This is a genomic window from Nocardioides jishulii (assembly GCF_006007965.1).
GTDB lineage: Bacteria > Actinomycetota > Actinomycetes > Propionibacteriales > Nocardioidaceae > Nocardioides > Nocardioides jishulii.
This window is the reverse complement of sequence record NZ_CP040748.1, coordinates 560,475-581,794: the sequence shown is the minus strand read 5'-3', so window position 1 is coordinate 581,794 and position 21,320 is coordinate 560,475. Positions and strand designations below refer to the sequence as shown.

The window sequence follows — 21,320 nt, the reverse complement described above, 5'->3', positions numbered from 1 at the left end:
GAGGAACCGAGAACTCTCCGCCCTCCTGAGCGGTTCGCGGGCGTACTCCCGGGGCCGGACTCCCGGATCTGCCCTCAGCTGCGACGCGCGAGAGAACCCGTGGCGCGCTGGACGGCGTACGTCACGGCCAGCAGCACCGTCAGTCCGGCGCCCGCACCCACCACGAGGAAGATCAGGCCGACCACGAAGAGTCCGCTGTCGTCGGTCATCGCCGCGTCCACGCCCCAGGGGATCGCGAAGCCGACGGTCGCGGCGGCGGCCAGCAAGGGGATCGCCCAGCCGCTGCGGGTCCACCACTGAGCGAGGACGGAGGCGACGACGATGGTGAGGCCGCATCCGACGACCTGCCACGCGCGGTAGGGACCCTGCTGTTCCCCGTCGACCACGTAGTACTCCCGGTCCCAGCCCAGCCAGGCGAACCAGGCCGCGGCGGCGACCAGGGCGAGAACCCCTGCGGCGAGCGCCACGGACCGGAGGCCGCGGGACCTCGGGCGGAGGGAGGAGGGAGTCGTGTCAGAGGCGGGCGTGGGGGCGGCGATGTCGTGGGTCACGGCGTCAGTCTGCGCGATCGCCGTGCGCTGGGCATCCGCACACCTACTCATCCCGCGAGCCCGAGGAGGACTGCCTCAACCTCAGCGCCGCCCCACGGACATCTCCACCGCGAGCACCTCGCCCACGACGAGGCCGAGGGGCGTGCGTACGGCGTCCTTGACCGGCAGCAGGTAGCGGCCCTCCCGCGGGAAGAGCGCGGTGGTGAACTCCGTGTCGTCGATCTGCGCCATGACCGGAATCTGGCCCCAGTACTCCACGCCGCTCGCGGCCGCCTTGATGTCGTCGCTCAGCTCCGCGGGGATGTCGACGAAGTAGTAGGGCGCCGGTCCGCGCCACTCCACCAGCTCACCCTCGAAACCGAAGTCCATCGCGCCAGACTCGCACGCCCCGGAGCCCCGGTCGAGGGTTGAGAACGAGGGCTCAGGAGACCCGCAGCACGGTCACCGCGAAGTCCGACTCGTCGGTGAACGGGTCCATGTGCCACGTCGCGAAGCGGTGTTCGACTCGCGCCACCCCGGCGTCGGCCAGGGCGGCGAGGTCGGCGTCGTACTGCAGATACGGGTAGGCCTCGTCGCGACGGAAGCCGATGACCACGCGTCCGCCGGGGCGTACGACCGCGCACAGGTTCTCGAGCACCTGACGCTCCGTGCCGGGAGCGACGAAGACCATGACGTTGCCAGCGCAGACGACCAGGTCGACCGGCTCGCCGCCCACGTCGTCCAGGGTCAGCTCGCTCAGGTCGACGACCCCGTAGGTCGGTCCGGGGTGGTCGGCCTCGGCGGCCTCGATGAGCACCGGGTCAGCGTCGAGTCCCCAGACGGTGTGGCCCATCGCGTCCAGCGCACCGGCCATCCGACCCGCCCCACACCCCGCGTCGAGGATCCGCGACCCGCGCTCGACCAGCGCGTCGACGAAGCGTGCCTCACCCAGCAGGTCGGCGCCCTCGGCGGCCAGCGTGCGGAAACGGTCGACGTACCACTGCGAGTGGCCGTCCTTGGTCTCGGTGAACCAGCGTGGACGCGGGCGGGAGTTGTCGTTCATGACCCCATCCTCACCCCCGGCCGTGTCCGGGAAATGTCCGGAGTGCTCCGGACGGGCAAAAAAGGTCGTCGAACTCGCCTTGACTTGGTGTGTCTGGGTCGAGGCCCTGGGTGGGTCAGGCTCCGCGCGCCGGGGACGTGGAGCCTGGGTCGGCCAGCACCAGACCGCTGCCCCGCCGTAGGGGGCGGGGCAGCGCCGAGACGATGACGAGAGCGATGAAGCCGCTGAGCAGCTTGTCGCCCGTCGACGTCAGGAGGTTGGCGGCGCTGACCGAGAAGGCGAACTGATCGGTCAGCGTCACCAACCGCTCGGTCAGCACGTCCTGCCCGTGGCTGACCGACCCGGCGAAACGCACCAGCAGGATCGGCACTGCGACGAGTGAGCACGCCAGCGCCGTGAGCAGGTTGAGCCCCAGGAACCGAGGCAGGGTGCGGGCCATCGCCAGGCGCCGCGCTCCGAGGCCCCACACCACCGCCCCGGCTGCGTTGACGGCCGCGAAGGCGACCGAGGACGGCCCAGTGGCGGCGACCCCGATCAGGTTGCTGATCACGGCGACGGCCACTCCCCGCCACACGCCCAGCGTGAAGGCCGCGACCGCCGTGCCCACCATGTCGAGGTAGAGCGGGAGGTGGAGGATGGTGACGAGGTCGCGGCCCAACGTGTTGAGCAGCACGCAACCGATCATCACCAGGAGCACCGTCGTCGGGGCGAGCTCCTCGCTCTCCTCACGCTCCTCGCTCTCCTCACGCTGCTCGGGCTCAGCGCGCCGCTCTCGCACCTGGGGCTCGGACGACGTCTGGCTCGAGGAGTGTCCGGAGGCCTCGTCCTGCGTGTGGGGATGACGGGCTCGCCGCATCCACTCCTCCACCTCGTCGGTGGTCGCGCCCAACGCCGCCGCGATCTCGCGGTGCAGGCCCAGGTCCATCCGCTTGCGGCCCGTCCGGAAGGCGTCGTAGACGGTCGTCCGGGCCACTCGCGCAGCCTCGAGCCGCACCCCGGCCTCGACCCGGCGCTGAGTGATGCGCTGGGCGATCTCGGCGTACGACGGGCTTCCGACTGACTGCCGCAGGCGCTGGAGCTCAGCGGCAAGCCGGTCCCAGTAGGTGGGTTCGCCCGAGGAGGCGGCGGCTCGGTCGTGGGGCAGGGCAGGGTCGTCGGATCCGGAATGGGGCATCTCCAGCAGGCTAGCAACGTCTGCCCACATGTCCCCCAGGCCCGAGGTCGCCCTCCCGCGCGACCCGGCGAGGGAGGGCGATCCAGTGGGTCTGGGAGCAGGCCCCCGCGACGTCGTGGCTCAGGCCACCGGCGAGGGAGCGACCTCGTGCTCGACCAGCTTCACCAGCGCGGCCTCGAGGCGACCGAAGACCTCGGGGTCGCCCAGCACGTCGACGTCGATGCCGGTCTGCGACACGGTGGCGTCCTCGAGGACGACTGCCCCGGCGATGCCGGCGGAGCGCGCGGTGTCGGCGTGGGCCCACTGGCCACCGAAGGGCGTGGGGGTGGTGCCGACGACGGCGAAGGGCTTGGCGACCAGGGCGCCCTGGCCGTAGGGACGCGAGAGCCAGTCGATGGCGTTGTTGAGCACGGCAGGCATCGTGCCGTTGTACTCGGGCGTCACGGCGAGGACGCGGTCGGCGGCCTCGACCTGACGACGTACGTGAGCGGCGGCCTCGGGGACGGAGTCGCCGTCGATGTCCTCGTTGTAGAACGGCAGGGACTCCAGCCCCTCGACGATCTCGACGGTGACGCCCTCCGGCGCCTGGTCCTGCAGCTTCTGGGCGAGCTTGCGGTTGAGGGAGTCGGCGCGAAGGCTGCCGACGAGTACGGCGACACGGGAGGTGGACATGGGGGTTTCTCCTCAGATCGGGTGGAGCGGTCGAGGGATAAACGGACCGCAGTCCGGTTGTATTCCCCGCAGTGCCGCGGCCACTTCTCCGTAGAGTGGCCGCGTGACCGACGACCGCCCCCTGCTGCCGATCCTCGGCGGACGCCCGGTCGAGCGCAGCGACGCGGCCCGCAACCGGGTGGCGATCCTCGAGGCGGCGCAGCGGCTCATCGCCCGCGACGGCATCGACGCGGTCACCATGGACGCGGTCGCCGCGGAGGCCGGCGTCGGCAAGGGCACGGTCTTTCGTCGCTTCGACTCACGTCAGGGCCTGATGGCCGCACTCCTCGACCACTCCGAGTCGGCGTGGCAGGCGGCGATCCTCTTCGGCCCACCCCCGTTGGGCCCCGACGCCGACCCGATGGAGCGGCTGCTCGCCTTCGGCCCCTCACGGCTCGAGACGACGCTGGCCAACCTCGACCTGATCCGTCACGCGACCGGCGGCCCCAGCGGACGCTCGCAGCCGCCGTACGTCTTCGCCGTCAGCCATCTGCGGCACCTGCTGGAACAGCTGGGCGTGCGCGGCGACCTCCCGCTGCTCGCGACCGCGCTGATGGCCCCCTTCGAGGTGCACGTGCTCGAGCAGCAGACCCGCCGCGACGGCTTCACCGTCGAGCGGATCAAGGCCGGCTGGATCGACCTCGTCCGGCGCATCGTGCGCGACTGAGCCGCGCGGGGCAGCGTCACTCGCCCTCGACCTCGCGCACCTCGTGCTCACTGCGCAGGATGCAGAACTCGTTGCCCTCCGGGTCGGCCAGCACGACCCATCCCGTGCCGGGGCCGTACTCCCCGCGCAGGTCGGCCACCTGCGTCGCCCCGATGCCCAGCGCCCACTCCACCTCGGCGTCCTGGGTGCGCTCGCGCGGGCGCAGGTCGAGGTGGAGACGGTTCTTGACCTGCTTGGACTCAGGGACCTCCAGGAACCAGAGGGTGTGCCCGGTCTCGGGGTCGTGGATCGAGCACTCCTCGTCACCCGGGGCGCTGGGATCCTCCCTGTCGTCGACGTAGCCGAGCATCTGCTGCCACCACTGCGAGAGAGCGTAGGCGTTGGCACAGTCGAACGAGGTGTGCGAGACGTAGGAGGTCATGCCTGCACGCTAGGGCTCGGCCTGCCGGCACGAAACCCCTACGTCGGTGGTCCCACGCTGCGACGTCAGCAACAGCTGTGGCGCGCGGACTCCTCCCGGTGCTGGTCGCGGTGCCGCTCGAACTCCCGGCGTGACATCGGTTCTCGACCCTCGGCCCGGCACCGGGCGAGGTAGTCGTCCCACTTCGCCTCCCCCGTGGCCTGGCGCAGGTACCACCACAGCCCGCGCCCGGTGCGGCGTACGCGGTCGAGCACAGGAGTACGCTGCCCGCCCCCGCCCTCGCCCCCACTCACCGCTCGGCCCCGCTCCCGCTCTTCGCGCCCCGGTCGGCGTCGCGCAGCTCCCGCTGCTCGGCCTGCCAGCGGGCCAGCTCCGCCTTCTCCTCCGCGGTCGCGAAGAAGTCCGCCGGAGCCACGATCCGCGACTCGACCTTCGGTACCTCCGTGGTGGGCAGGCCACCGGCCCGTACCCCCTTGACCCAGATCCACAGGGCGTTGAGCACGACGATGACCACGAGGATCGCGAACAGCGCCTGGAGGGTTCCGTTGAGGGTGGAGTTGAAGATGATCTGGTCCATCTGCCCCTGGTCGGTCGCGGGGGCGAGCAGGTCACCGGCCTCTTGGGCGTCGGCGTAACGGCTGCGCTGGGCGAAGTAGCCGATCGCCGGGTTGTCGGAGAAGACCTTCTGCCAGCTCGCCGTCATCGTGACGATGAGGTCCCAAACCAGTCCGACACCCGGCACCCACGCGTACTTCGCCTTGCCGTGCTTGATCAGCAGGGTCACGCAGAGCGTCAGCGCGATGGCCGCGAGCAGCTGGTTGGCGATGCCGAAGAGCGGGAAGAGCTGGTTGATGCCGCCCAGCGGGTCGGTCACCCCGACGTAGAGCATGTAGCCCCAGAGGCCGACCACCACCGCGCTCGCCGACCACGAGGCCGGGAGCCAGGCGAGGTCGCCGTACTTCGGCCAGACGTTGCCGATCGTGTCCTGCAGCATGAAGCGGCCCACGCGGGTGCCGGCGTCGACGGCGGTGAGGATGAAGAGCGCCTCGAACATGATCGCGAAGTGGTACCAGAACGCCGCCAGGCCGCCCCCGAACGCCTCGGTGAAGACCTGGGACATGCCGAAGGCCAGGGTCGGTGCGCCACCGGTGCGCGAGATCAGCGTCCCCTCCTCCACCGATGCGGCGGCCGCCTGCAGGTCAGCCGGGCTGATGGTGAAGCCCAGGCTCGCGACGAACTCCGAGGCGGTGCCAGCGTCGAGGCCGGTGGCCCCGGCGGGCGAGTTGATCGCGAAGTAGAGGCCGGGGTCGATGACGCTGGCCGCGATCAGCGCGGAGATGGCGACGAACGACTCCATGAGCATGCCTCCGTAGCCGATCATCACCACCTGGGGCTCCTTGGCGACCATCTTCGGCGTCGTGCCCGACGAGATCAGGGCGTGGAAGCCGGACAGTGCCCCGCAGGCGATCGTGATGAAGACGAACGGGAAGAGCTTGCCCGCGAAGACCGGGCCGTCGCCGTCGATCGCGAAGGAGCTGACCGCCTCGTTCTGCAGGGTCGGCGCGGCGAGCACGAGGCCCACCGCGAGCAGCACGATCACCCCCACCTTCATGAAGGTCGACAGGTAGTCGCGCGGGGTGAGCAGCATCCAGACCGGAAGGATCGAGGCGATGAACCCGTAGATCACCAGGCCGAGCGTCAGCTGCTCCTTCGAGAGGGTCAGCGCGTCGGCCCAGCCCCAGTCGTCGACGTAGCCACCGCCGATGATCGCGAGCAGCAGCAGCACCACGCCGATCGCGGTGACCTCCATGACCCGGCCCGGCCGCAGCACCCGCAGGTAGAAGCCCATGAAGAGGGCGATCGGGATGGTGAGCCCGATCGAGAAGACACCCCACGGCGACTCGGCCAACGCGTTGACCACGACGAGGGCCAGCACCGCCAGGATGATGATCATGATCGCGAAGACGGCGATCAGGGCGGCGATGCCGCCGACGACGCCGATCTCCTCGCGCACCATCTGACCCAGGCTCTTGCCGTCGCGGCGCATGGAGAAGAAGAGCACCACCATGTCCTGCACGGCCCCGGCGAAGATGACGCCGACGATGATCCAGATCGTGCCGGGCAGGTAGCCCATCTGCGCGGCGAGCACGGGGCCCACCAGCGGACCGGCGCCGGCGATCGCGGCGAAGTGGTGGCCGAAGAGCACCCGGCGGTCGGTGACGTCGAAGTCGCGGCCGTTCTCCAGGCGTTCGGCCGGGGTCGCGCGGGTCGCGTCGACCTCCAGCACGCGCCGCGCGATCCAGCGGGCGTAGAAGCGGTACGCGATGGCGTACGACGCCAGGGCCGCGAAGAGGATCCACAGCGCGGAGACCTCCTCGCCGCGCTGGAGTGCCAGCACGGTCCAGCAGACGGCGCCGACGAGGGCAACCGCCACCCAGACCGCGATCGAGACCGGCGAGGCCCGACGACGTTCCGGAGTGGGTGGCGGTGAGGTGGTGACGTGGTGCGACATGCGTCCTCCTCCGAGAGACCCCGCGGGCAGGCGGGCGGTCCCCCGATCTTCGACCGGGAGGTGCGGCCCCGCAAGGGTCTTCCCGGCAAGATGTCGGCATGACCGTCTTCCTCGCTTGGACGTCCGACCCGCCCCCCGAGGCCGACGTCGCGGGGCTCGAGGGACCGTGGACGGAGCTCCGTGCCGCCGGGCCGGGCCTGATCCTGGTCGAGAGCACGGAGTCGCTGTCGCGGGTCTACCACGGCCTGAAGTGGTCGTTGGAGGACGAGGACGCGGCGCTCATCGTCTCGCCCGTGCTCGAGCGGCCGAAGCTCAAGGGCCTGGCGCCGGGCACGACCACCTGGCTGCGGGACCGGGTCCCGACGTCGCTCGACAACGCCTGAGCTACCGAGAACTGGCACTGGTGCGACCCCGCGCGCCCGGCCTACCGTGAGAAACATGAGTCCCGACTCACCGACCCCGCCCTGGGAGCCACCGCTGGCCGGCAGCGAGGTGGAGCACCTGCTCGGCATGCTGGACCGGCTCAGATGGACTTTCCGGTGGAAGGCCGACGGGCTCGACGCAGCGGGACTCTCCGCCACGGTCGGCGCCTCGAGCCTCACGCTCGGCGGCCTGCTGAAGCACCTCGCCGCGGTGGAGGCCATCCAGTTCACGTGGAAGGCGTTCCGCGGCGATCCGGGCCCACCGTGGAACACGGCCGACTGGGAGTCCACCCCCGACTGGGACCTGAGGTCTGCCGGGGAAGACTCCCCCGCGGAGCTGTACGCGCTCTACGACGAGTCCGTCACTGCGTCGCGCACCCGGCTGCGTGCCGCGATCGACGACGGCGGCCTCGACCAGCTGACGGCCGAGGAGAACGAAAGCGGCCAGCATGCGAGCCTGCGGCGCCTGGTCTGTGACCTGGTCGAGGAGTACGGACGCCACACCGGCCACGCCGACCTGCTGCGCGAGGCGGTGGACGGTCGCGTGGGCGAGGACCCGCCCGACGACTGGCGCCCCGTGGGCGCCGGGGCCTGAGAGGGCTGAGAGGGCTGCTGCCTCAGCTCGCGACGAGCTCCTCGCCGACGAGCACGCTGGAGCGGGTCTCGAAGCCCTGGCCCCGGAAGCCCCGGATGCCGAGCTCCTCGGCGCCGGTGCTCAGCGCCACGACGCCGTCGCCGTACCGCTGGTTGAGCTCGGTGGCCACGTCGTCGTAGGCGCGCTCGGCCGCGTTGAGCGCGTCGAAGTCGACGGCGCTGTTGATCGCGTCGACCACCGCACGAAGACGGAGACCGTCCTCGTAGGCCTGCGGCTCGGAGATGCGCGCGTGGATCATCGCCGACTCCTCAGCAGTGAGGCCGGGGGCGTGCCACGAACGCTCCACGAATCCGCGCAGCAGCGACAGTCGCGTCGGCTCCGGCAGGTCGAGGTAACGCATGGTGACTCCTGTGTCGAGTGGTACTCACGACGCTACGCCGGAGCGTCCTCGCTCGTGGGCAGAATCGCGGAAGTCGGGTCACTCAGAAGCCGGACAGCAGAAGTCAGGCCCAGATGTGTCCTGGCCGGCCGCCGTCGGCCGTCACCACCGCGCCGTTGGCCACGCGACCCAGCGGGGAGGCCAGGAAGGTGACCAGGGCCGCCACGTCGGCCGCGGTCTGCGCCACGCCCAGGGCGTTCGAGGCGGCGGCCTGCTCCGCGTACGCGGCGTCGCCGGCGTTGCGCTCGGTGACGGTCAGGCCCGGGTGCACGCAGACGACGCTCACGCCGTCGGGCCCGAGCTCGTCGGCCAGATTCTTCGTCAGCGCGACGACGCCGATGTTGCGGATCGAGCCGCCCACGTTGCCGGTGACGCGCGCGTTGGTGCCGGAGATGTTGACGACCTGTCCCCCACGCTCGCGTAGGTGGGGGGCGGCGGCGCGGACCACCCGGAGGTAGCCGAGCACCTTGGTGTCGACGTGGGTGAGCACGTCGGCCTCGTCCAGCTCCTCCAGGCCTGTCGGTGCACCGGACACCGCCCGGGGGGCGGCGCAGTTGACGACCACGTCGAGACGGCCCAGCCTCTGCACCGCAGCGGCCACGGCAGCCCGCACCGTCGCGTCGTCGGTGGTGTCGGCGACGACGTGGCCCACGGCCCCCGTCTCCTCGACGGCCTGCGCCAGCGAAGCCTCGTCACGGCCGAGGAGCACCACGTGCGCGCCCTCCTGCGTGAGGGCGGCTGCCGTCGCCCGGCCGATGCCGCGGTTGCCGCCGGTCACGAGCGCGCCGGCGCCCAGAAGTCCCAGATCCATGGGGAGAAGTGCAGCAGACCGGTCGGGCAGCCGCGCACGGGGTCTCAGCCCCGGAGCACCTTATCCATCGGTCGGCCCTGGGCCAGCTCGTCGACCAGCTTGTCGAGGAACCGGATCCGCTTCATCAACGGGTCCTCGATCTCGGTGATCTTCACCCCGCAGATGCTGCCGGTGATGAGCTCGGCGTGAGGGTTGAGGTCAGCGGCCGCGAAGAACTGCTCGAACGTGGTCCCGGTAGCCAGGTGCTCGGCCAGCGCGGCGTCGTCGAATCCGGTCAGCCACTCGATCACCTCGTGCAGCTCGGCGACCGTGCGGCCCTTCCTCTCGACCTTCGTCACGTAGTGCGGGTAGACGGAGGAGAAGGCCGTGGTGAAGATGCGGTGCCCCATGGCGCCGACGTTAGCGGACGGCGACGACGGACGCAGGGCGTCAGCCCACCGGCGTACGCGGGGAGCGCTGCACCGAGACGTCGTCCCGGTTGGCGCAGATCGCCGCTCCCACGAAGGCCGCGACCATGAGGATCGACGGCAGGTCCTCGAGGAAGCCCACCTTTCCGACGACGGCGACGACCACCGCGAGGACGTGCAGGAGGAAGAGGGCGGGAACCCAGCGGGGCGTGGTACCGGACCGCACGAAGGCCCAGGCGAGCGCAATCTCACCGACGTAGAAGGCCCCGAAGCCGACCTTCAGCATCCCCTGCTGCAGCGGGTCGCGCATCGCGGCCGCCATCTGCTCGCCGGTCACGCCGCCCTCCACGCTCAGGCCACGCATCAGCACCAGCTGCATCGCGAACCCGGCCAGCACGACGGCGGCGAACGCGATCGTGAAGACCCCCACCAGACCGAGCACGACGCCGCGGCCACGGATCAGGGAGGTCAGGCTGGAGATGCCGAAGAGGAACCCCATGCTGGCCACCATCAGCACGACGGCAGAGGTCGTCCACGCGTACGGGTCCTCGTGGACCAGTCGCATGATGTGTCCGTCGCCGGTGGGACGCGGCGCCAGGTGGCTTCCGAAGAAGAGCGCGGTGGCGCCGATGACCAGGGCCGCTGCCGAGACTGCCAACCATTCGTTGCGCACGAGCGCCAACCTAGTGGCCAGCGGCGCTCGGGGCGAGAGTTCCTCAGATGTCAGTGCCCGTTGACCGACCTCCTGCGGGGCTCGCCTCAGATGTCTCTGCCCAAGCCGACATCTTGCGGGGCTCGCCTCCGGCACGCCTCGCTTCGCTCCGCGTACCTCCGGCTCACTCCTCAGATGTCTCTGCCCAAGCCGACATCTTGCGGGGCTCGCCTCCGGCACGCCTCGCTTCGCTCCGCGTACCTCCGGCTCACTCCTCAGATGTCGGTGATCCGCAGGCCGGCGTGGGCCTTGTAGCGACGGTTCATCGCGATGAGGTTGGCCGTGAAGGCCTCGACCTGGTGGGCGTTGCGACGGCGGCCGCCGTAGACGCCCCGCATGCCGGGGATGGAGTCGGCGAGCGCCTGCACCAGGTCGGTGGCCTCGCGCTCGTCACCCAGCACCAGGACGTCGCACTCGATCGTCTCGACCTCGGGGTCCTCCAGCAGGACGGCACTGACGTTGTGGAACGCGCCGACCACGGTGGAGTCGGTGAGGATCGCGGCAGCCTGCTGCGTCGCCGAGCCCTCCTCGACCTGCAGCGCGAAGGGGCCCTGCTTGTCGAAGCCCAGCGGGTTGACGCAGTCGACGACGATCTTGCCGGCCAGGGCGGGCTTGAGGTCGGTGAGCAGCTCCTTGTGGCCGTCCCACGGCACGACGACCAGCACGACGTCGCCCGCCGCTGCGGCGTCGGCGTTGGCGGCACCCGTGACCGCGCCACCGGTGGCCTGCGCCAGCTCGGCGGCGACCTGCTCGGCCTTCTCCGCCCCACGCGAGCCGATGACCACGCTCAGTCCGGCCGTGGCGAAACGCCGGGCGAGGCCACGCCCCTGCGGTCCGGTGCCTCCGAGGACGGCGATGGTCTTGCCGGTCAGGTCGCTCACGGGTGTCTCCTGTCGCTCGCGTCGGGAGGTCCGACGGGTAGGTGCCCCGCGGAGCTCCCCGCCGGACAAAACGTCTGACAAAAGGGTACACGGAGCTGCGCCCCAGCATTCCACGCTCGCACCGGCTCGGGACAGGCGTACGACGGGGACCCCCTCCCCCGGGCCTCGTGGGAGGCCGCAGACCCGCTGAGGGCTGTCGTTACAGTGGCCCGGTCGGTCGGCGCCTGACTGACACACCACGCCCAGGAGACGCCATGCCCGCACGCCGGATCCTTCCCACCGAGGAGGCCCGCGACCTGCTCGCGCTCGTACGCCAGGTCGCGACCCAGGAGCTGCTCCCCCGCTCCGCGCAGGCGGAGGCCACCGAGACCTTCCCGCGCGACATCTTCCGCACCCTCGGCGCCATGGGGGTGCTCGGACTGCCCTACCCCGAGGAGCTCGGCGGCGGCGGGCAGCCGTACGAGGTCTACCTCCAGGTGCTGGAGGAGATCGGCTCCGTCTGGTCGTCGGTCGGCGTGGGCGTCAGCGTGCACGCGCTGTCCTGCTTCGGACTGGCCACCTTCGGCACCGACGAGCAGAAGCAGCGCTGGCTGCCCGACATGCTGGGCGGCGAGCTGCTCGGCGCCTACTGCCTCTCCGAGGCGCACGCCGGCTCCGACCCCGCCGCGATGCGGACCACCGCCCGGCGCGAGGGCGACGAGTACGTCCTCAACGGGGCGAAGGCGTGGACCACGCACGGCGGCGAGGCCGACTTCTACAAGGTGATGGCCCGCACCGGCGACGGGCGCAACGACATCTCCTGCTTCCTGGTGCCAGCCGACGCCCCCGGCCTGCGCGCCGACCACCCCGAGAAGAAGATGGGGCTGACCGGCTCGACCACGGCCACCATGGTCCTCACCGACGTACGCGTGCCCGTCGAGCGCCGGCTCGGCGCCGAGGGCGAGGGCCTGCGCATCGCGCTGGCGGGCCTCGACTCAGGTCGCCTCGGGATCGCGGCGGTGGCCACGGGCCTCGCCCAGGGAGCCCTCGACCAGGCGGTCGCCTACGCCCAGGAGCGCGAGACCTTCGGCCAGCGGATCATCGACCACCAGGGCCTCGCCTTCGTGCTGGCCGACATGGAGGCCGCGGTCCAGACGGCCCGGGCCATGACGTTGCACGCGGCACGCCTCAAGGACGCCGGCCTCGACTTCAGCCGCGAGGCGAGCATCGCCAAGATGACCGCCACCGACAGCGCGATGAAGGTGACCACCGACGCCGTGCAGGTCTTCGGCGGCGCCGGCTACACCCGGGACTTCCCCGTCGAGCGCTACATGCGCGAGGCCAAGGTCATGCAGATCTTCGAGGGCACCAACCAGATCCAGCGCATGGTGATCAGCCGCTCCCTCGACCGCTCGCCGGGCGGCGCGATCACCGGCCCGGGGGCCTGAGCCCCACGACGTACGCCTCCCAAGCCACACCGTTCACGCCGGCACACCCCGGCAGCTCGCGCCGGGGAACTCCCGGCAGCCCGACAGAAGAAGGAACCACCATGCAGGTCCATGACACCGCCGCGATCGTCACCGGCGGAGCCTCCGGCCTCGGCGCCGCGACCGCCGCCGCCCTCGCCGAGCGAGGCGCGACGGTCTTCGCGTTCGACCTCCCGGCCGCGATCGAGAACGCCCCGGTCGTCGAGGGCGTCTCCTACGTCGGCGTCGACGTGACCGACCCCGAGCAGGTCCAGGGCGCGGTCGACGCCGCCGCCGGCGCGGGAGTGCCGCTGCGTACGGTCGTCAACTGCGCGGGCATCGGCCCGTCGGCGCGCATCCTCAGCCGCAAGGGCCCCCACGACCTGGCGCTCTTCGCCAAGATCGTGCAGGTCAACCTCATCGGCTCCTTCAACGTGATGACCCTGGCTGCGGAGAAGGTCGCCGCCACCGAGGCGCTCGAGCACGGCCAGCGCGGCGTCATCATCAACACCGCCTCGATCGCCGCCTACGACGGGCAGGTCGGCCAAGCCGCCTACTCCGCCTCCAAGGGCGGCATCGTCGGCCTCAACCTCCCCGCCGCCCGCGACCTCGCGCAGTACGGCATCCGCGTCCTGACGATCGCGCCCGGCATCATCGAGACCCCGATGCTGGCCACCGTCTCGGAGGAGTTCCGCGCGTCGCTGGCCGCGGGGGTCCCCTTCCCCCAGCGCCTCGGGCGCCCCGAGGAGTACGCCCAGCTCGCGCTGTCGCTGATCGACCACGACTACCTCAACGGTGAGGTCGTGCGGATGGACGGCGCCCTGCGCATGTCGCCGCGCTGACGCTGGGTTGACGCCTACGTCGCGCCCTTGCTGACCCAGCGGGGCGCGACGACCGGTCACCCACGGAACTAGCCGGAGAGACGGCCGGCGAGCTCGCGGGCGGCGTCGCCGACGCGGTGGCCCAGCCGCAGGCACGACTCCGGCGCACGGTCCTGGAGCGCCCCGCCGACGGCGACGAGGAGGTCGGGGTGGGCCGCACCCAGCGCGTCGACCACGGCACCGAGGTGCCCGAGGTCACGGGTCATGCTGGCGGCCAGCACGACCGCAACCGGGCTGCGTGCCTCGACGGCGGCGAGCCAGTCCGCGACGGGAAGATCGGCGCCCACGTAGGTGGTGGCGAGGCCGGCCCGACGCGCCGCCACGGCGAAGCCGAGCAGGCCGATCTCATGACGGTTCTTCGGCGGCAGGCCCACCACGATGCGCGGCCCGGAGCCCTCCGCCCCAGCGGCCTCGTACGCTGCCGACAGCTTCCGCACGACGGCGTGCGCGACCATGTGCTCACCAGCCACGGTCACCCGTCCCGACGCCCAGGCCAGGCCGAGCGCGCGCATGGCGGGCAGCAGCCAGTCGTCCACAACGGCCTCGGGGCCAGCCATCGCGAACCGCTCGTCGAGGAGCCGGGAGACCGCAGCGACGTCGAGCCGCTCGGCGGCGACCAGCAGTCGTTCGGTCGCCTCCTCGGCGGTGCCACTGAGGCGCCCTGCCTCGCTGACGCCGGGAGCCAGCGACCCGTCGGCCGGCGCCTCGCCCGCCAGACGACGCCGCGTCTCCTCGGCGGCCTGGCGCGGCGCCATCCCCTCCTGGACGAAGGCGTTCATGGTGCTGAGCGCCCGCAACGCCTCGTCGTCGTACAAGCGGTAGCCGGCGTCGGTGCGGTGGGGCGCGCCGATGCCGTAGCGCCGCTCCCACGCGCGCAGCGTGGCGACATTGACCCCGAGCATCTCGGAGGCGTGCTTGATCGTGTACATGCGTTGCCTGCCCAGCCGGTCGCCGCGCGCAGCCCTCCCTGCTCGTCGTGCCTGTGGTCCTGCTCGTCGTGCCCGTCCCGACCCGTCCAAGGGCCGCGGAACGGTCCCAATTCTGACCCACCTCCAGCCCCGGAGCACATCGTTCGAGCCATGAGGCTGCGGTGAGTCTTGCAGTCCGCCCATGACGTGCCCCGTCCCCGTGGGGAGGGGCCACAAAAACACTGTACATAACCTTTGACATACCTTTGACAAAGACTGTACGTTCGAAGAAGTTGATCGGCAGGCCACTGAACCCCCGACCCCGTCGGCAGCCATCGCTGCCGGGGGGGCCGGACCATGAACCCCTTCCGCCCATCGACCGCGAGCCAGGTGCTGCCCCCACAGCCACCAGCCCTCGGGCCACAGGGGAGCCCGAGGATGCTTCGTCCGACGCCGCCGTGCCGCACCCCCAGGTCTGCGGCGGCGTCGGGCGGGGCTCCTCGGGACTCACGGCGCCGAACGACGCCTTCAGCTTCGCCGCGACGGCGGCGGAGGCGGCAGCCACGTGCTGCCGCGCCGACGCGGGGGGCCGCAGGGGCCGCTCGGGGCGGCCACGCGAGCACGCTCGCCGCGACCCCCGCGCCGGCACGACGACAGGGAAGAGTCGCGAAGGAAAGCTGCGAATCAGGGGCTTTCGACCCCTGACCCGGGACCAGCCAGCGGGGCACACTCGAGGAGTGCGCCTCCGGCTCACCCCTTGAGCGGGCGACGCTGGCCATCCCTCCCTCCCTTCAGGTCAGCGTCGCCCTTGGGTGATCGGCGCACGGGTCCCCGGCGCGGTTCCGGAACAGGGTTTTCGGTGCGTGATGTAGCAATATCTCCTCCCCATCGCACGTCTGCGGCACACGGGTCGTACTCTTATTGCCAATCGTTGGCAACAAGGAGTCCCATGTCCCACCGCCGTACGCCCCGGGCGTCACGACCGCCCGTCCGGCGGTGGGATTCGTGAGCCTGCTCCCAAGGACCGACGCCGTCGACACGCACCCGGACCAGCCCCTCGGGACCGATCCCGTCGCCGGGCCGGGGCCGACGGACGCGTCGCGGTCGGGCCGACACCGACTCCTCGGCACCCTGGCGGGACGGTTCTTCCGTCTGGTCAGCCTGCTGGTGGCCGTCGCAGTGGGCACCTTCGTCCTGATGACCGCCTCGCCGGTCGACCCGATCGAGGCCTACGTCGGCGCCGACACCGCGGTCATCAGCGCCGAGCAGCGCGACCAGATCGCCGAGCGATGGGGGCTGGACGACCCGCCGTTGCAACGGCTCGGCGCCTGGGCCGGCCAGGTCGTGCAGGGCGACCTCGGCACGTCGGTCGTCTTCGGTGAGCCGGTGGTCGACGTCATCGCCGACCGTTTCGTCGCCAGCCTCGCGCTCCTGGCGCTGGCCTGGGTCTTCTCCGGGGTCCTCGGCTTCGTCATGGGCCTCGTCGCCGGTGTCCACCACGGCCGACCGCTCGACCGCGTGCTCTCCTGGTGGGCCTACACCCTTGCCTCCGCACCGACCTTCTGGATCGGCCTCCTGCTGCTCTACGTCTTCGCCGTCCAGCTGCAGTGGGCCCCGGTCTGCTGCGCTGCCCCCATCGGCTCACTGCCCGGTGAGGTCACCCTGCTCGAGCGCCTGCACCACCTCGCGCTCCCGGCGCTGACGCTCAGCGTCATCGGCATCTCGCCAGTCATGCTCCACACCCGCCAGTCGACCATCGAGGTCCTGTCCAGCGACCACGTCACCTTCGCCCGCTCACAGGGGGAGAAGGGGACGGGGCTGGTGCTGCACCGGGTGGCACGCAACGCTGCCGGCCCCGCGCTCATGCTGCAGTTCGCCTCGATCGGCGAGCTGATCGGCGGGGCGGTGCTGGCCGAGCAGGTCTTCACCTATCCCGGGCTGGGGCAGGCCACCACGACCGCCGCCCTGCGTCAGGACGTCCCCCTTCTCATGGGCGTCGCCCTCTTCACCGCGCTGCTGGTCTTCCTCGGCAACTCCCTCGGCGACCTGACGCACCGCGCCGTCGCCCCGCACGCGAGGGAGGGGGTCAGGTGAGCACCACCACGCATGCCCCGCCCCTCGCGACCGCCGGCCCGCGCTGGCGCGACCGCCGCACGCGTACGACCGTGAGCCTGGCGCTCGCCCTGCTCGTCGTCGTCGCGGTCGCCGTCGCAGGCACGCTCGCGACCGGCCCGGCAGCGGTGACCGACCTCGCGCAGCGCCACCAACCGCCGTCGCTCGACCACCTGTTCGGCACCGACGCCTATGGCCGCGACCTCTTCCGGCGCACGCTCGTCGGCCTGCGCCTGAGCCTCGTCGTCGGCACCGTCGCCGCCCTGATGTCCGGAGCGATCGCGCTCGTCCTGGCGCTCGTCGCGACCGTCGGTGGCCGGTGGGCCTCCGCCGCCGTCAACTGGCTCGTCGACCTCTTCCTCGCCCTGCCCCACCTGGTGCTGCTGATCCTGCTCGCCTTCGCGCTCGGCGGCGGGACCCAGGCGGTGATCCTGGCCGTCGGCCTGACGCACTGGCCGCGCCTGACGCGCGTCCTGGTGTCGAAGGCGCGCGAGACCACCGGGGCCGACTACGTGGCCCTCTCCCGGTCCCTCGGACACAGCCGCACCCACGTGGCACGCCACCACCTGGCTCCGCACCTGGTCCCCCACTTCTCGGTGGGCGTCGTGCTGATGTTTCCCCACGCGATCCTGCACGAGGCGGCGCTGTCGTTCCTGGGTCTGGGCATCGACCCCGGCCAGCCCGCCATCGGGATCCTGCTGTCGGACTCGATGCGTTCCCTCTCCGCCGGCCACTGGTGGCTCGCGGCGCTGCCCGGCCTCGCCCTCCTGGTCATCGTCAAGCTGATCGACCGGATCGGTGAGGACCTCCGCCTGCTCGTCGACCCGAGGAGTGCCCAGCTGTGACCAGACCCCGCCCCGCCACCGTCACCGCTCCGGACCCGGCGCCCCTCCTCGAGGTCAGCCACCTGGCGGTCTCCTTCACCCAGTACGAACGGGGCCTGCGCCGACGCGAGGTGCAGGCCGTCGTGGACATGTCGTTGGACGTCCGCGCCGGTGAGGTCGTCGCCCTCGTCGGCGCCTCGGGCGCGGGCAAGAGCCTGCTGGGCCACGCCGTCCTGGGGCTCCTGCCGCCCAACGCCACGGAGCAGGGCCGCATCGCCTGGCGGGGCGAGGACGTCGACGTCGCGGCGCGCTGTCGCCTGGCCGGGCGAGAGGTCGCCCTGCTGCCGCAGGCACTCTCCCACCTCGACCCGACCGCCAGCGTCGGCGCACAGCTGCGGCGGGCGGCCCGCCTGGCCGGGGTCCCGCGCCCAGCCACCCGACAGGTCGCCACCGACGCGCTGGCCCGCCAAGGGCTCGACGCCTCCGTGCTGCGCCTGCACCCCCACCAGCTCTCCGGCGGCATGGGTCGCCGGGTGCTGACCGCCATCGCCCTCATGGGCGACCCGGCCCTGGTGATCGCCGACGAGCCGACGCCCGGCCTCGCGCCGGAGAGCGTCACGGCGGTGCTCCAGCGGCTGCGCGGCATGGCCGACGACGGCCGCGGCGTCCTGCTGATCACCCACGAGATCTCCGCGGCGCTGGTCGTGGCCGACCGCGTCGTCGTCGTCGACCGCGGCCGGACCCTCGACGAGGCCCCGGCCTCCGCCTTCAGCGGGTCGGGACAGCTGCTCGCCCACCCCTACACCCGCGCGCTGTGGCTGGCCCTGCCCGCCAACGGGTTCCGGATGCCCGACGACCACACGCGGGTGGGCGCGGGGATGCTTGCCGGGTCCGGCGGTTCGTTCGACGCGGTGGGTGCCTGATGCTCGTCGCCGACGACCTGTCGTACCGCTACTCGCGGCGCTCCCCGTGGGTGCTCCACGGACACTCGTTGCAGCTCCGCCCCGGACGGGTCCTCGGGCTGCAGGGGCCCAGCGGATCCGGCAAGTCGACGCTCGCCGCGGTCGCCGCGGGGTTGCGTACGCCGGCCTCCGGCACGGTGACCGTCGACGGGCGTCCGTTGGCGTCGTACGCCGGCCCGAGTCCCGTCCAGCTGGTGCTGCAGCACCCGGAGCGGGCGATGAACCCGCGGTGGCGGATCCGCGACGTGCTCGCCGAGGCGCTGCCCGGCAGCCGTCGGGAAGCAGCGGCGCAGGTGAGCGCCCGGGTCGAGGCGGAGTGGGACGCCCACCACGGGCTGGTCTCCCCCACCTGGCTCGACCGCTACCCCCACGAGGTCTCCGGCGGTGAGCTGCAGCGGGTCAACCTGGCGCGCGCCCTGCTGACCGGGCCGAAGTACCTGGTCGCCGACGAGATCTCCGCCAGCCTGGACGCCATCACCCAGACGGTGCTGTGGCACCGCCTCGACCACGAGGTCGCCGAGACCGGGCTGGGGGTGCTGGCCGTCTCCCACGACCGGGCCCTGCTCGAGCAGGTGGCCGACGAGGTGCTCGACTTCGCGACCCTCGGCGACGTCATACGGTCGGCGCCGCAGAAGGCACCGACCGTATGACGCCCTGCTCAAAGACGCCCTGCTCAAAGACGCCCTGCTGAGCGCTGCCGCTCAGGCGACCCGCGCACGCCGCAGCACGACGACCCCCACGCCGACCGCGACGCCGAGCACCAGCAGCCCGATCACGACGAGCAGGGCGGGGTTGCCGACCCCGTCCTCGTCCGCCCCGGAAGAGGCGTCGGCGGCCGCGGGCGCGTCCGGGGACTCGACGGTGACGTCGTGGACGACGGTCACCCCGGCGTCGGCGAAGTCGAGGATCAACCGGTGCTCCCCCTCCGGGACGCCGGTCAGGTCCAGCTCCCCCTTCACGACACCGTCCTCGACCTCCACGCTGCCGAGCGCCACAGGGGTGGAGTGCATGACGGCGTTGACGCTGCCCGACTGGCGCGCCTGCCGCAGCAGGTCCTCCATCGCCCCGTCCCTCACGGACGGGTTGTCCTCCATGGCACGCCGGAAACGCTCGGCGGCCTCTCGCTGTCGCTCCTGGGCGGCCTCTCGCAGTCGCTCCTGGGCGGCCTCGAGGTCCGCACGACGCTCCCGCGCGTCATCGGACCCCTGGCCGCGGTCCGTCTGGCTGCCGCCCGACTGGAGCTCTTCGAGCGCCCGGTTCCCCCGCTGCACGGCCCCGATCGCCTTCTTCAGGCGCTCCCGCTGCTCGGGGGTCACGTCGTCGTCGTCGCCCAGGGCCGCCAGGAGGGCCTCGGTGAGCGCGGCCAGGTCGAAGCCCACCATCGCGGTCGAGTCGACGGAGACACCCGGAAGTCCGCCGACGATCGGCGCGGACGCGTCACCCGCGCCGAGGTCGTCGCCACCGACGGGTTGCTGGGCGAGGCCGATCACCTGCCCCAACTTGTTGATAAGTGCCTGGTTCTCACCCCGGACGGCCGCCATGGTCCGAAGGATGGCGTCGATCACCTCTGCGACGTCAGGATCCTCCGTGTCGGTGAGCACGGAACCGACACGGATCCGGCCGGTCCCCATCTGGATGTAGACATAGCCGCCGGCGCTGGGCGTCGAGGACGCGGTAGCGCTCGGCGTCGTGGGGGTCGGCGTCGACGTCGGGGTCGGCGTGGGGGTCGGCGTGGACGTCGGGGTCGGCGTACGTGTAGGGGTCGGCGTGGACGTCGGGGTCGGCGTCGGGGTCGGCGTCGGGGTCGGCGTACGTGTAGGGGTCGGCGTGGACGTCGGGGTCGGCGTGGACGTCGGGGTCGGCGTGGACGTGGGGGTCGGCGTGGACGTGGGGGTCGGCGTCGACGTGGGGGTCGGCGTAGGGGTCGGAGTCGGAGTCGGCGTCGGCGTCGGCGTCGGCGTCGGCGTCGGCACCAGGGCGAAGCGGCGGTCGATGACCACCGAGGCGGGTCCCCCGTCGCTCTGCGGCAGGGCGAAGGCGTCGTTGGCCTCGGGCTGCTCGGCGGCGAGCTCGTAGCCGTCCGGTGCCACGAGGGTCACGCCGTAGTCCGCCTCAGAGCTCGTCGGGAGCGCCGTGCTGGTGAACGACCCGTCCGCGGCAAGGGCGACCTGCTGCACCGTCACTCCCCCGCTGGTGACCTCGAGGTTCGCGCCACCCAGGTCGGGCCCGGCCTGGCCGTCAACGGTGGCATCGATCGTCCCCGAGACCGAGCCGTGGCTTCCCCAGAGCATGATCTCGACGGGGTCGCCGTCGCGCTCGGAGAAGAACTCCGCGCGCGCCCACGTGGGGTCGAGGTCTCCCGCGGCACCGAGCCACTCCGCGTCGGCGACGTACACCGCGGGCTCCCCGGCCACCTCCAGCGTGACGGTGCCGTCAGCACCGGTGAGGCCTCGCGCCAGGGCGGGCTGCTCCTCTTCCCAGGTCTTGCGCACGGTCACCTCGACGCCGGCGAGCGGCGCGGCGGCATCGATGCCGTCGCCGATGCTCACCTCGAACTCCACGCGCTGCGTGGCCGGGGCGGCGTTGACGGCCAGCGGCACCGCTGCCAGGACCAGCGCCGCTGCCGAGAGGAGGGCAAGGCGGGCCCGACGGCGCGGGAACGCGGCACGAGCCCGGGGCAGTGGGTGGCGGGACGCCAAGGATGAACGGGCGAGCACTCTGGGCATGCGGGGCCTTTCGGGGGCCATCCATTGGGATGAATTAGATCGAACCTTGGTTTCAATCTAATATTCTACCGAGTTGAAGAGCAGTCGGGGGCGGAACGCCGATGTTTCTCCTCGATC

The 21,320-nt window shown here is 71.8% G+C and carries 24 protein-coding genes; 9 read left to right on the top strand and 15 right to left on the bottom strand.

Going from position 1 to position 21,320, the window contains the following annotated elements; all coding sequences use genetic code 11:
• Nucleotides 1-74: 74 nt before the first annotated feature.
• The 5 genes from FCL41_RS02690 to FCL41_RS02670 form a co-directional block, all read right to left on the bottom strand.
• Nucleotides 75-551: a hypothetical protein gene (locus FCL41_RS02690; protein WP_137064087.1), complete on the bottom strand. Its 477-nt coding sequence runs from the start codon at nt 549-551 to the stop codon at nt 75-77.
• Between the two features lie 81 nt (nt 552-632).
• Complete coding sequence (locus FCL41_RS02685; RefSeq protein ID WP_137064088.1) at nt 633-920, bottom strand: DUF1905 domain-containing protein; 288 nt, start codon at nt 918-920, stop codon at nt 633-635.
• A gap of 52 nt (nt 921-972) precedes the next feature.
• On the bottom strand, nt 973-1,593 hold the full coding sequence (locus FCL41_RS02680; RefSeq protein WP_137064089.1) for a class I SAM-dependent methyltransferase: 621 nt from the start codon (nt 1,591-1,593) through the stop codon (nt 973-975).
• A gap of 115 nt (nt 1,594-1,708) precedes the next feature.
• On the bottom strand, nt 1,709-2,767 hold the full coding sequence (locus tag FCL41_RS02675; protein ID WP_137064090.1) for a hypothetical protein: 1,059 nt from the start codon (nt 2,765-2,767) through the stop codon (nt 1,709-1,711).
• 120 nt (nt 2,768-2,887) lie between these two features.
• Nucleotides 2,888-3,439, bottom strand: a complete 552-nt coding sequence (locus tag FCL41_RS02670) for an NAD(P)H-dependent oxidoreductase (RefSeq protein WP_137064091.1) — start codon at nt 3,437-3,439, stop codon at nt 2,888-2,890.
• Nucleotides 3,440-3,542: 103 nt separating this feature from the next.
• Between FCL41_RS02670 and FCL41_RS02665 the strand changes: the two genes are divergently transcribed.
• On the top strand, nt 3,543-4,145 hold the full coding sequence (locus FCL41_RS02665; protein ID WP_137064092.1) for a TetR/AcrR family transcriptional regulator: 603 nt from the start codon (nt 3,543-3,545) through the stop codon (nt 4,143-4,145).
• A 16-nt stretch (nt 4,146-4,161) separates the two neighbouring features.
• Here FCL41_RS02665 and FCL41_RS02660 read toward each other — a convergent pair whose 3' ends face one another.
• The 3 genes from FCL41_RS02660 to FCL41_RS02650 all read right to left on the bottom strand — a co-directional run bounded on the left by FCL41_RS02660 (nt 4,162) and on the right by FCL41_RS02650 (nt 7,078).
• Complete coding sequence (locus FCL41_RS02660; RefSeq protein ID WP_137064093.1) at nt 4,162-4,566, bottom strand: VOC family protein; 405 nt, start codon at nt 4,564-4,566, stop codon at nt 4,162-4,164.
• A 65-nt stretch (nt 4,567-4,631) separates the two neighbouring features.
• Nucleotides 4,632-4,820 (bottom strand): CstA-like transporter-associated (seleno)protein, encoded by a 189-nt coding sequence (locus FCL41_RS02655; RefSeq protein WP_137064094.1) that lies wholly within the window; start codon nt 4,818-4,820, stop codon nt 4,632-4,634.
• A 35-nt stretch (nt 4,821-4,855) separates the two neighbouring features.
• Nucleotides 4,856-7,078: a carbon starvation CstA family protein gene (locus FCL41_RS02650; RefSeq protein ID WP_137064095.1), complete on the bottom strand. Its 2,223-nt coding sequence runs from the start codon at nt 7,076-7,078 to the stop codon at nt 4,856-4,858.
• Nucleotides 7,079-7,176: 98 nt separating this feature from the next.
• Between FCL41_RS02650 and FCL41_RS02645 the strand changes: the two genes are divergently transcribed.
• Both FCL41_RS02645 and FCL41_RS02640 read left to right on the top strand, forming a co-directional pair.
• Complete coding sequence (locus tag FCL41_RS02645) at nt 7,177-7,461, top strand: hypothetical protein (protein ID WP_137064096.1); 285 nt, start codon at nt 7,177-7,179, stop codon at nt 7,459-7,461.
• A 55-nt stretch (nt 7,462-7,516) separates the two neighbouring features.
• Entirely contained in the window at nt 7,517-8,095 is a 579-nt protein-coding gene (locus FCL41_RS02640; RefSeq protein ID WP_137064097.1) for a mycothiol transferase, read from the top strand.
• Between the two features lie 22 nt (nt 8,096-8,117).
• Here FCL41_RS02640 and FCL41_RS02635 read toward each other — a convergent pair whose 3' ends face one another.
• The 5 genes from FCL41_RS02635 to npdG form a co-directional block, all read right to left on the bottom strand.
• Nucleotides 8,118-8,495 (bottom strand): hypothetical protein, encoded by a 378-nt coding sequence (locus tag FCL41_RS02635; protein ID WP_137064098.1) that lies wholly within the window; start codon nt 8,493-8,495, stop codon nt 8,118-8,120.
• Nucleotides 8,496-8,598: 103 nt separating this feature from the next.
• Nucleotides 8,599-9,345 (bottom strand): SDR family NAD(P)-dependent oxidoreductase, encoded by a 747-nt coding sequence (locus tag FCL41_RS02630; protein WP_137064099.1) that lies wholly within the window; start codon nt 9,343-9,345, stop codon nt 8,599-8,601.
• 44 nt (nt 9,346-9,389) lie between these two features.
• Entirely contained in the window at nt 9,390-9,734 is a 345-nt protein-coding gene (locus tag FCL41_RS02625; RefSeq protein ID WP_137064100.1) for a DUF2200 domain-containing protein, read from the bottom strand.
• 40 nt (nt 9,735-9,774) lie between these two features.
• The gene (locus FCL41_RS02620) at nt 9,775-10,425 is read right to left on the bottom strand and encodes a hypothetical protein (RefSeq protein ID WP_137064101.1); all 651 of its coding nucleotides are present in this window, start codon (nt 10,423-10,425) and stop codon (nt 9,775-9,777) included.
• Between the two features lie 254 nt (nt 10,426-10,679).
• Nucleotides 10,680-11,345: an NADPH-dependent F420 reductase gene (npdG, locus tag FCL41_RS02615; protein WP_137064102.1), complete on the bottom strand. Its 666-nt coding sequence runs from the start codon at nt 11,343-11,345 to the stop codon at nt 10,680-10,682.
• A gap of 254 nt (nt 11,346-11,599) precedes the next feature.
• Between npdG and FCL41_RS02610 the strand changes: the two genes are divergently transcribed.
• Nucleotides 11,600-12,772 carry an acyl-CoA dehydrogenase family protein gene (locus tag FCL41_RS02610; protein ID WP_137064103.1) on the top strand — a complete coding sequence of 391 codons (1,173 nt, stop codon included), beginning with the start codon at nt 11,600-11,602 and terminating at the stop codon, nt 12,770-12,772.
• Between the two features lie 101 nt (nt 12,773-12,873).
• The gene (locus tag FCL41_RS02605; protein WP_137064104.1) at nt 12,874-13,632 is read left to right on the top strand and encodes an SDR family NAD(P)-dependent oxidoreductase; all 759 of its coding nucleotides are present in this window, start codon (nt 12,874-12,876) and stop codon (nt 13,630-13,632) included.
• 68 nt (nt 13,633-13,700) lie between these two features.
• Here the strand turns inward: FCL41_RS02605 and FCL41_RS02600 are convergent, their stop codons facing one another.
• Nucleotides 13,701-14,600, bottom strand: a complete 900-nt coding sequence (locus FCL41_RS02600; protein ID WP_170970110.1) for a MerR family transcriptional regulator — start codon at nt 14,598-14,600, stop codon at nt 13,701-13,703.
• A 984-nt stretch (nt 14,601-15,584) separates the two neighbouring features.
• Here FCL41_RS02600 and FCL41_RS02595 point away from each other — a divergent pair.
• Genes FCL41_RS02595 through FCL41_RS02580 form a run of 4 tightly spaced genes read left to right on the top strand, consistent with a single transcriptional unit; the run spans nt 15,585 to nt 19,127 of the window.
• Nucleotides 15,585-16,673, top strand: coding sequence for an ABC transporter permease (locus tag FCL41_RS02595; RefSeq protein ID WP_239021738.1), 1,089 nt, complete (start codon nt 15,585-15,587; stop codon nt 16,671-16,673).
• Complete coding sequence (locus tag FCL41_RS02590; protein ID WP_137064106.1) at nt 16,670-17,536, top strand: ABC transporter permease; 867 nt, start codon at nt 16,670-16,672, stop codon at nt 17,534-17,536. Before FCL41_RS02595 ends, FCL41_RS02590 begins: the two co-directional genes overlap by 4 nt.
• On the top strand, nt 17,533-18,438 hold the full coding sequence (locus FCL41_RS02585) for an ATP-binding cassette domain-containing protein (RefSeq protein ID WP_239021737.1): 906 nt from the start codon (nt 17,533-17,535) through the stop codon (nt 18,436-18,438). The genes FCL41_RS02590 and FCL41_RS02585 overlap by 4 nt, the downstream gene beginning before the upstream one ends.
• The gene (locus FCL41_RS02580; RefSeq protein WP_137064107.1) at nt 18,438-19,127 is read left to right on the top strand and encodes an ABC transporter ATP-binding protein; all 690 of its coding nucleotides are present in this window, start codon (nt 18,438-18,440) and stop codon (nt 19,125-19,127) included. Before FCL41_RS02585 ends, FCL41_RS02580 begins: the two co-directional genes overlap by 1 nt.
• 51 nt (nt 19,128-19,178) lie before the next feature.
• On the opposite strand, the gene FCL41_RS16930 is transcribed toward FCL41_RS02580, so the two are convergent.
• Nucleotides 19,179-21,203, bottom strand: coding sequence for a collagen binding domain-containing protein (locus FCL41_RS16930; RefSeq protein WP_175422337.1), 2,025 nt, complete (start codon nt 21,201-21,203; stop codon nt 19,179-19,181).
• Between the last annotated feature and the right edge of the window lie 117 nt (nt 21,204-21,320).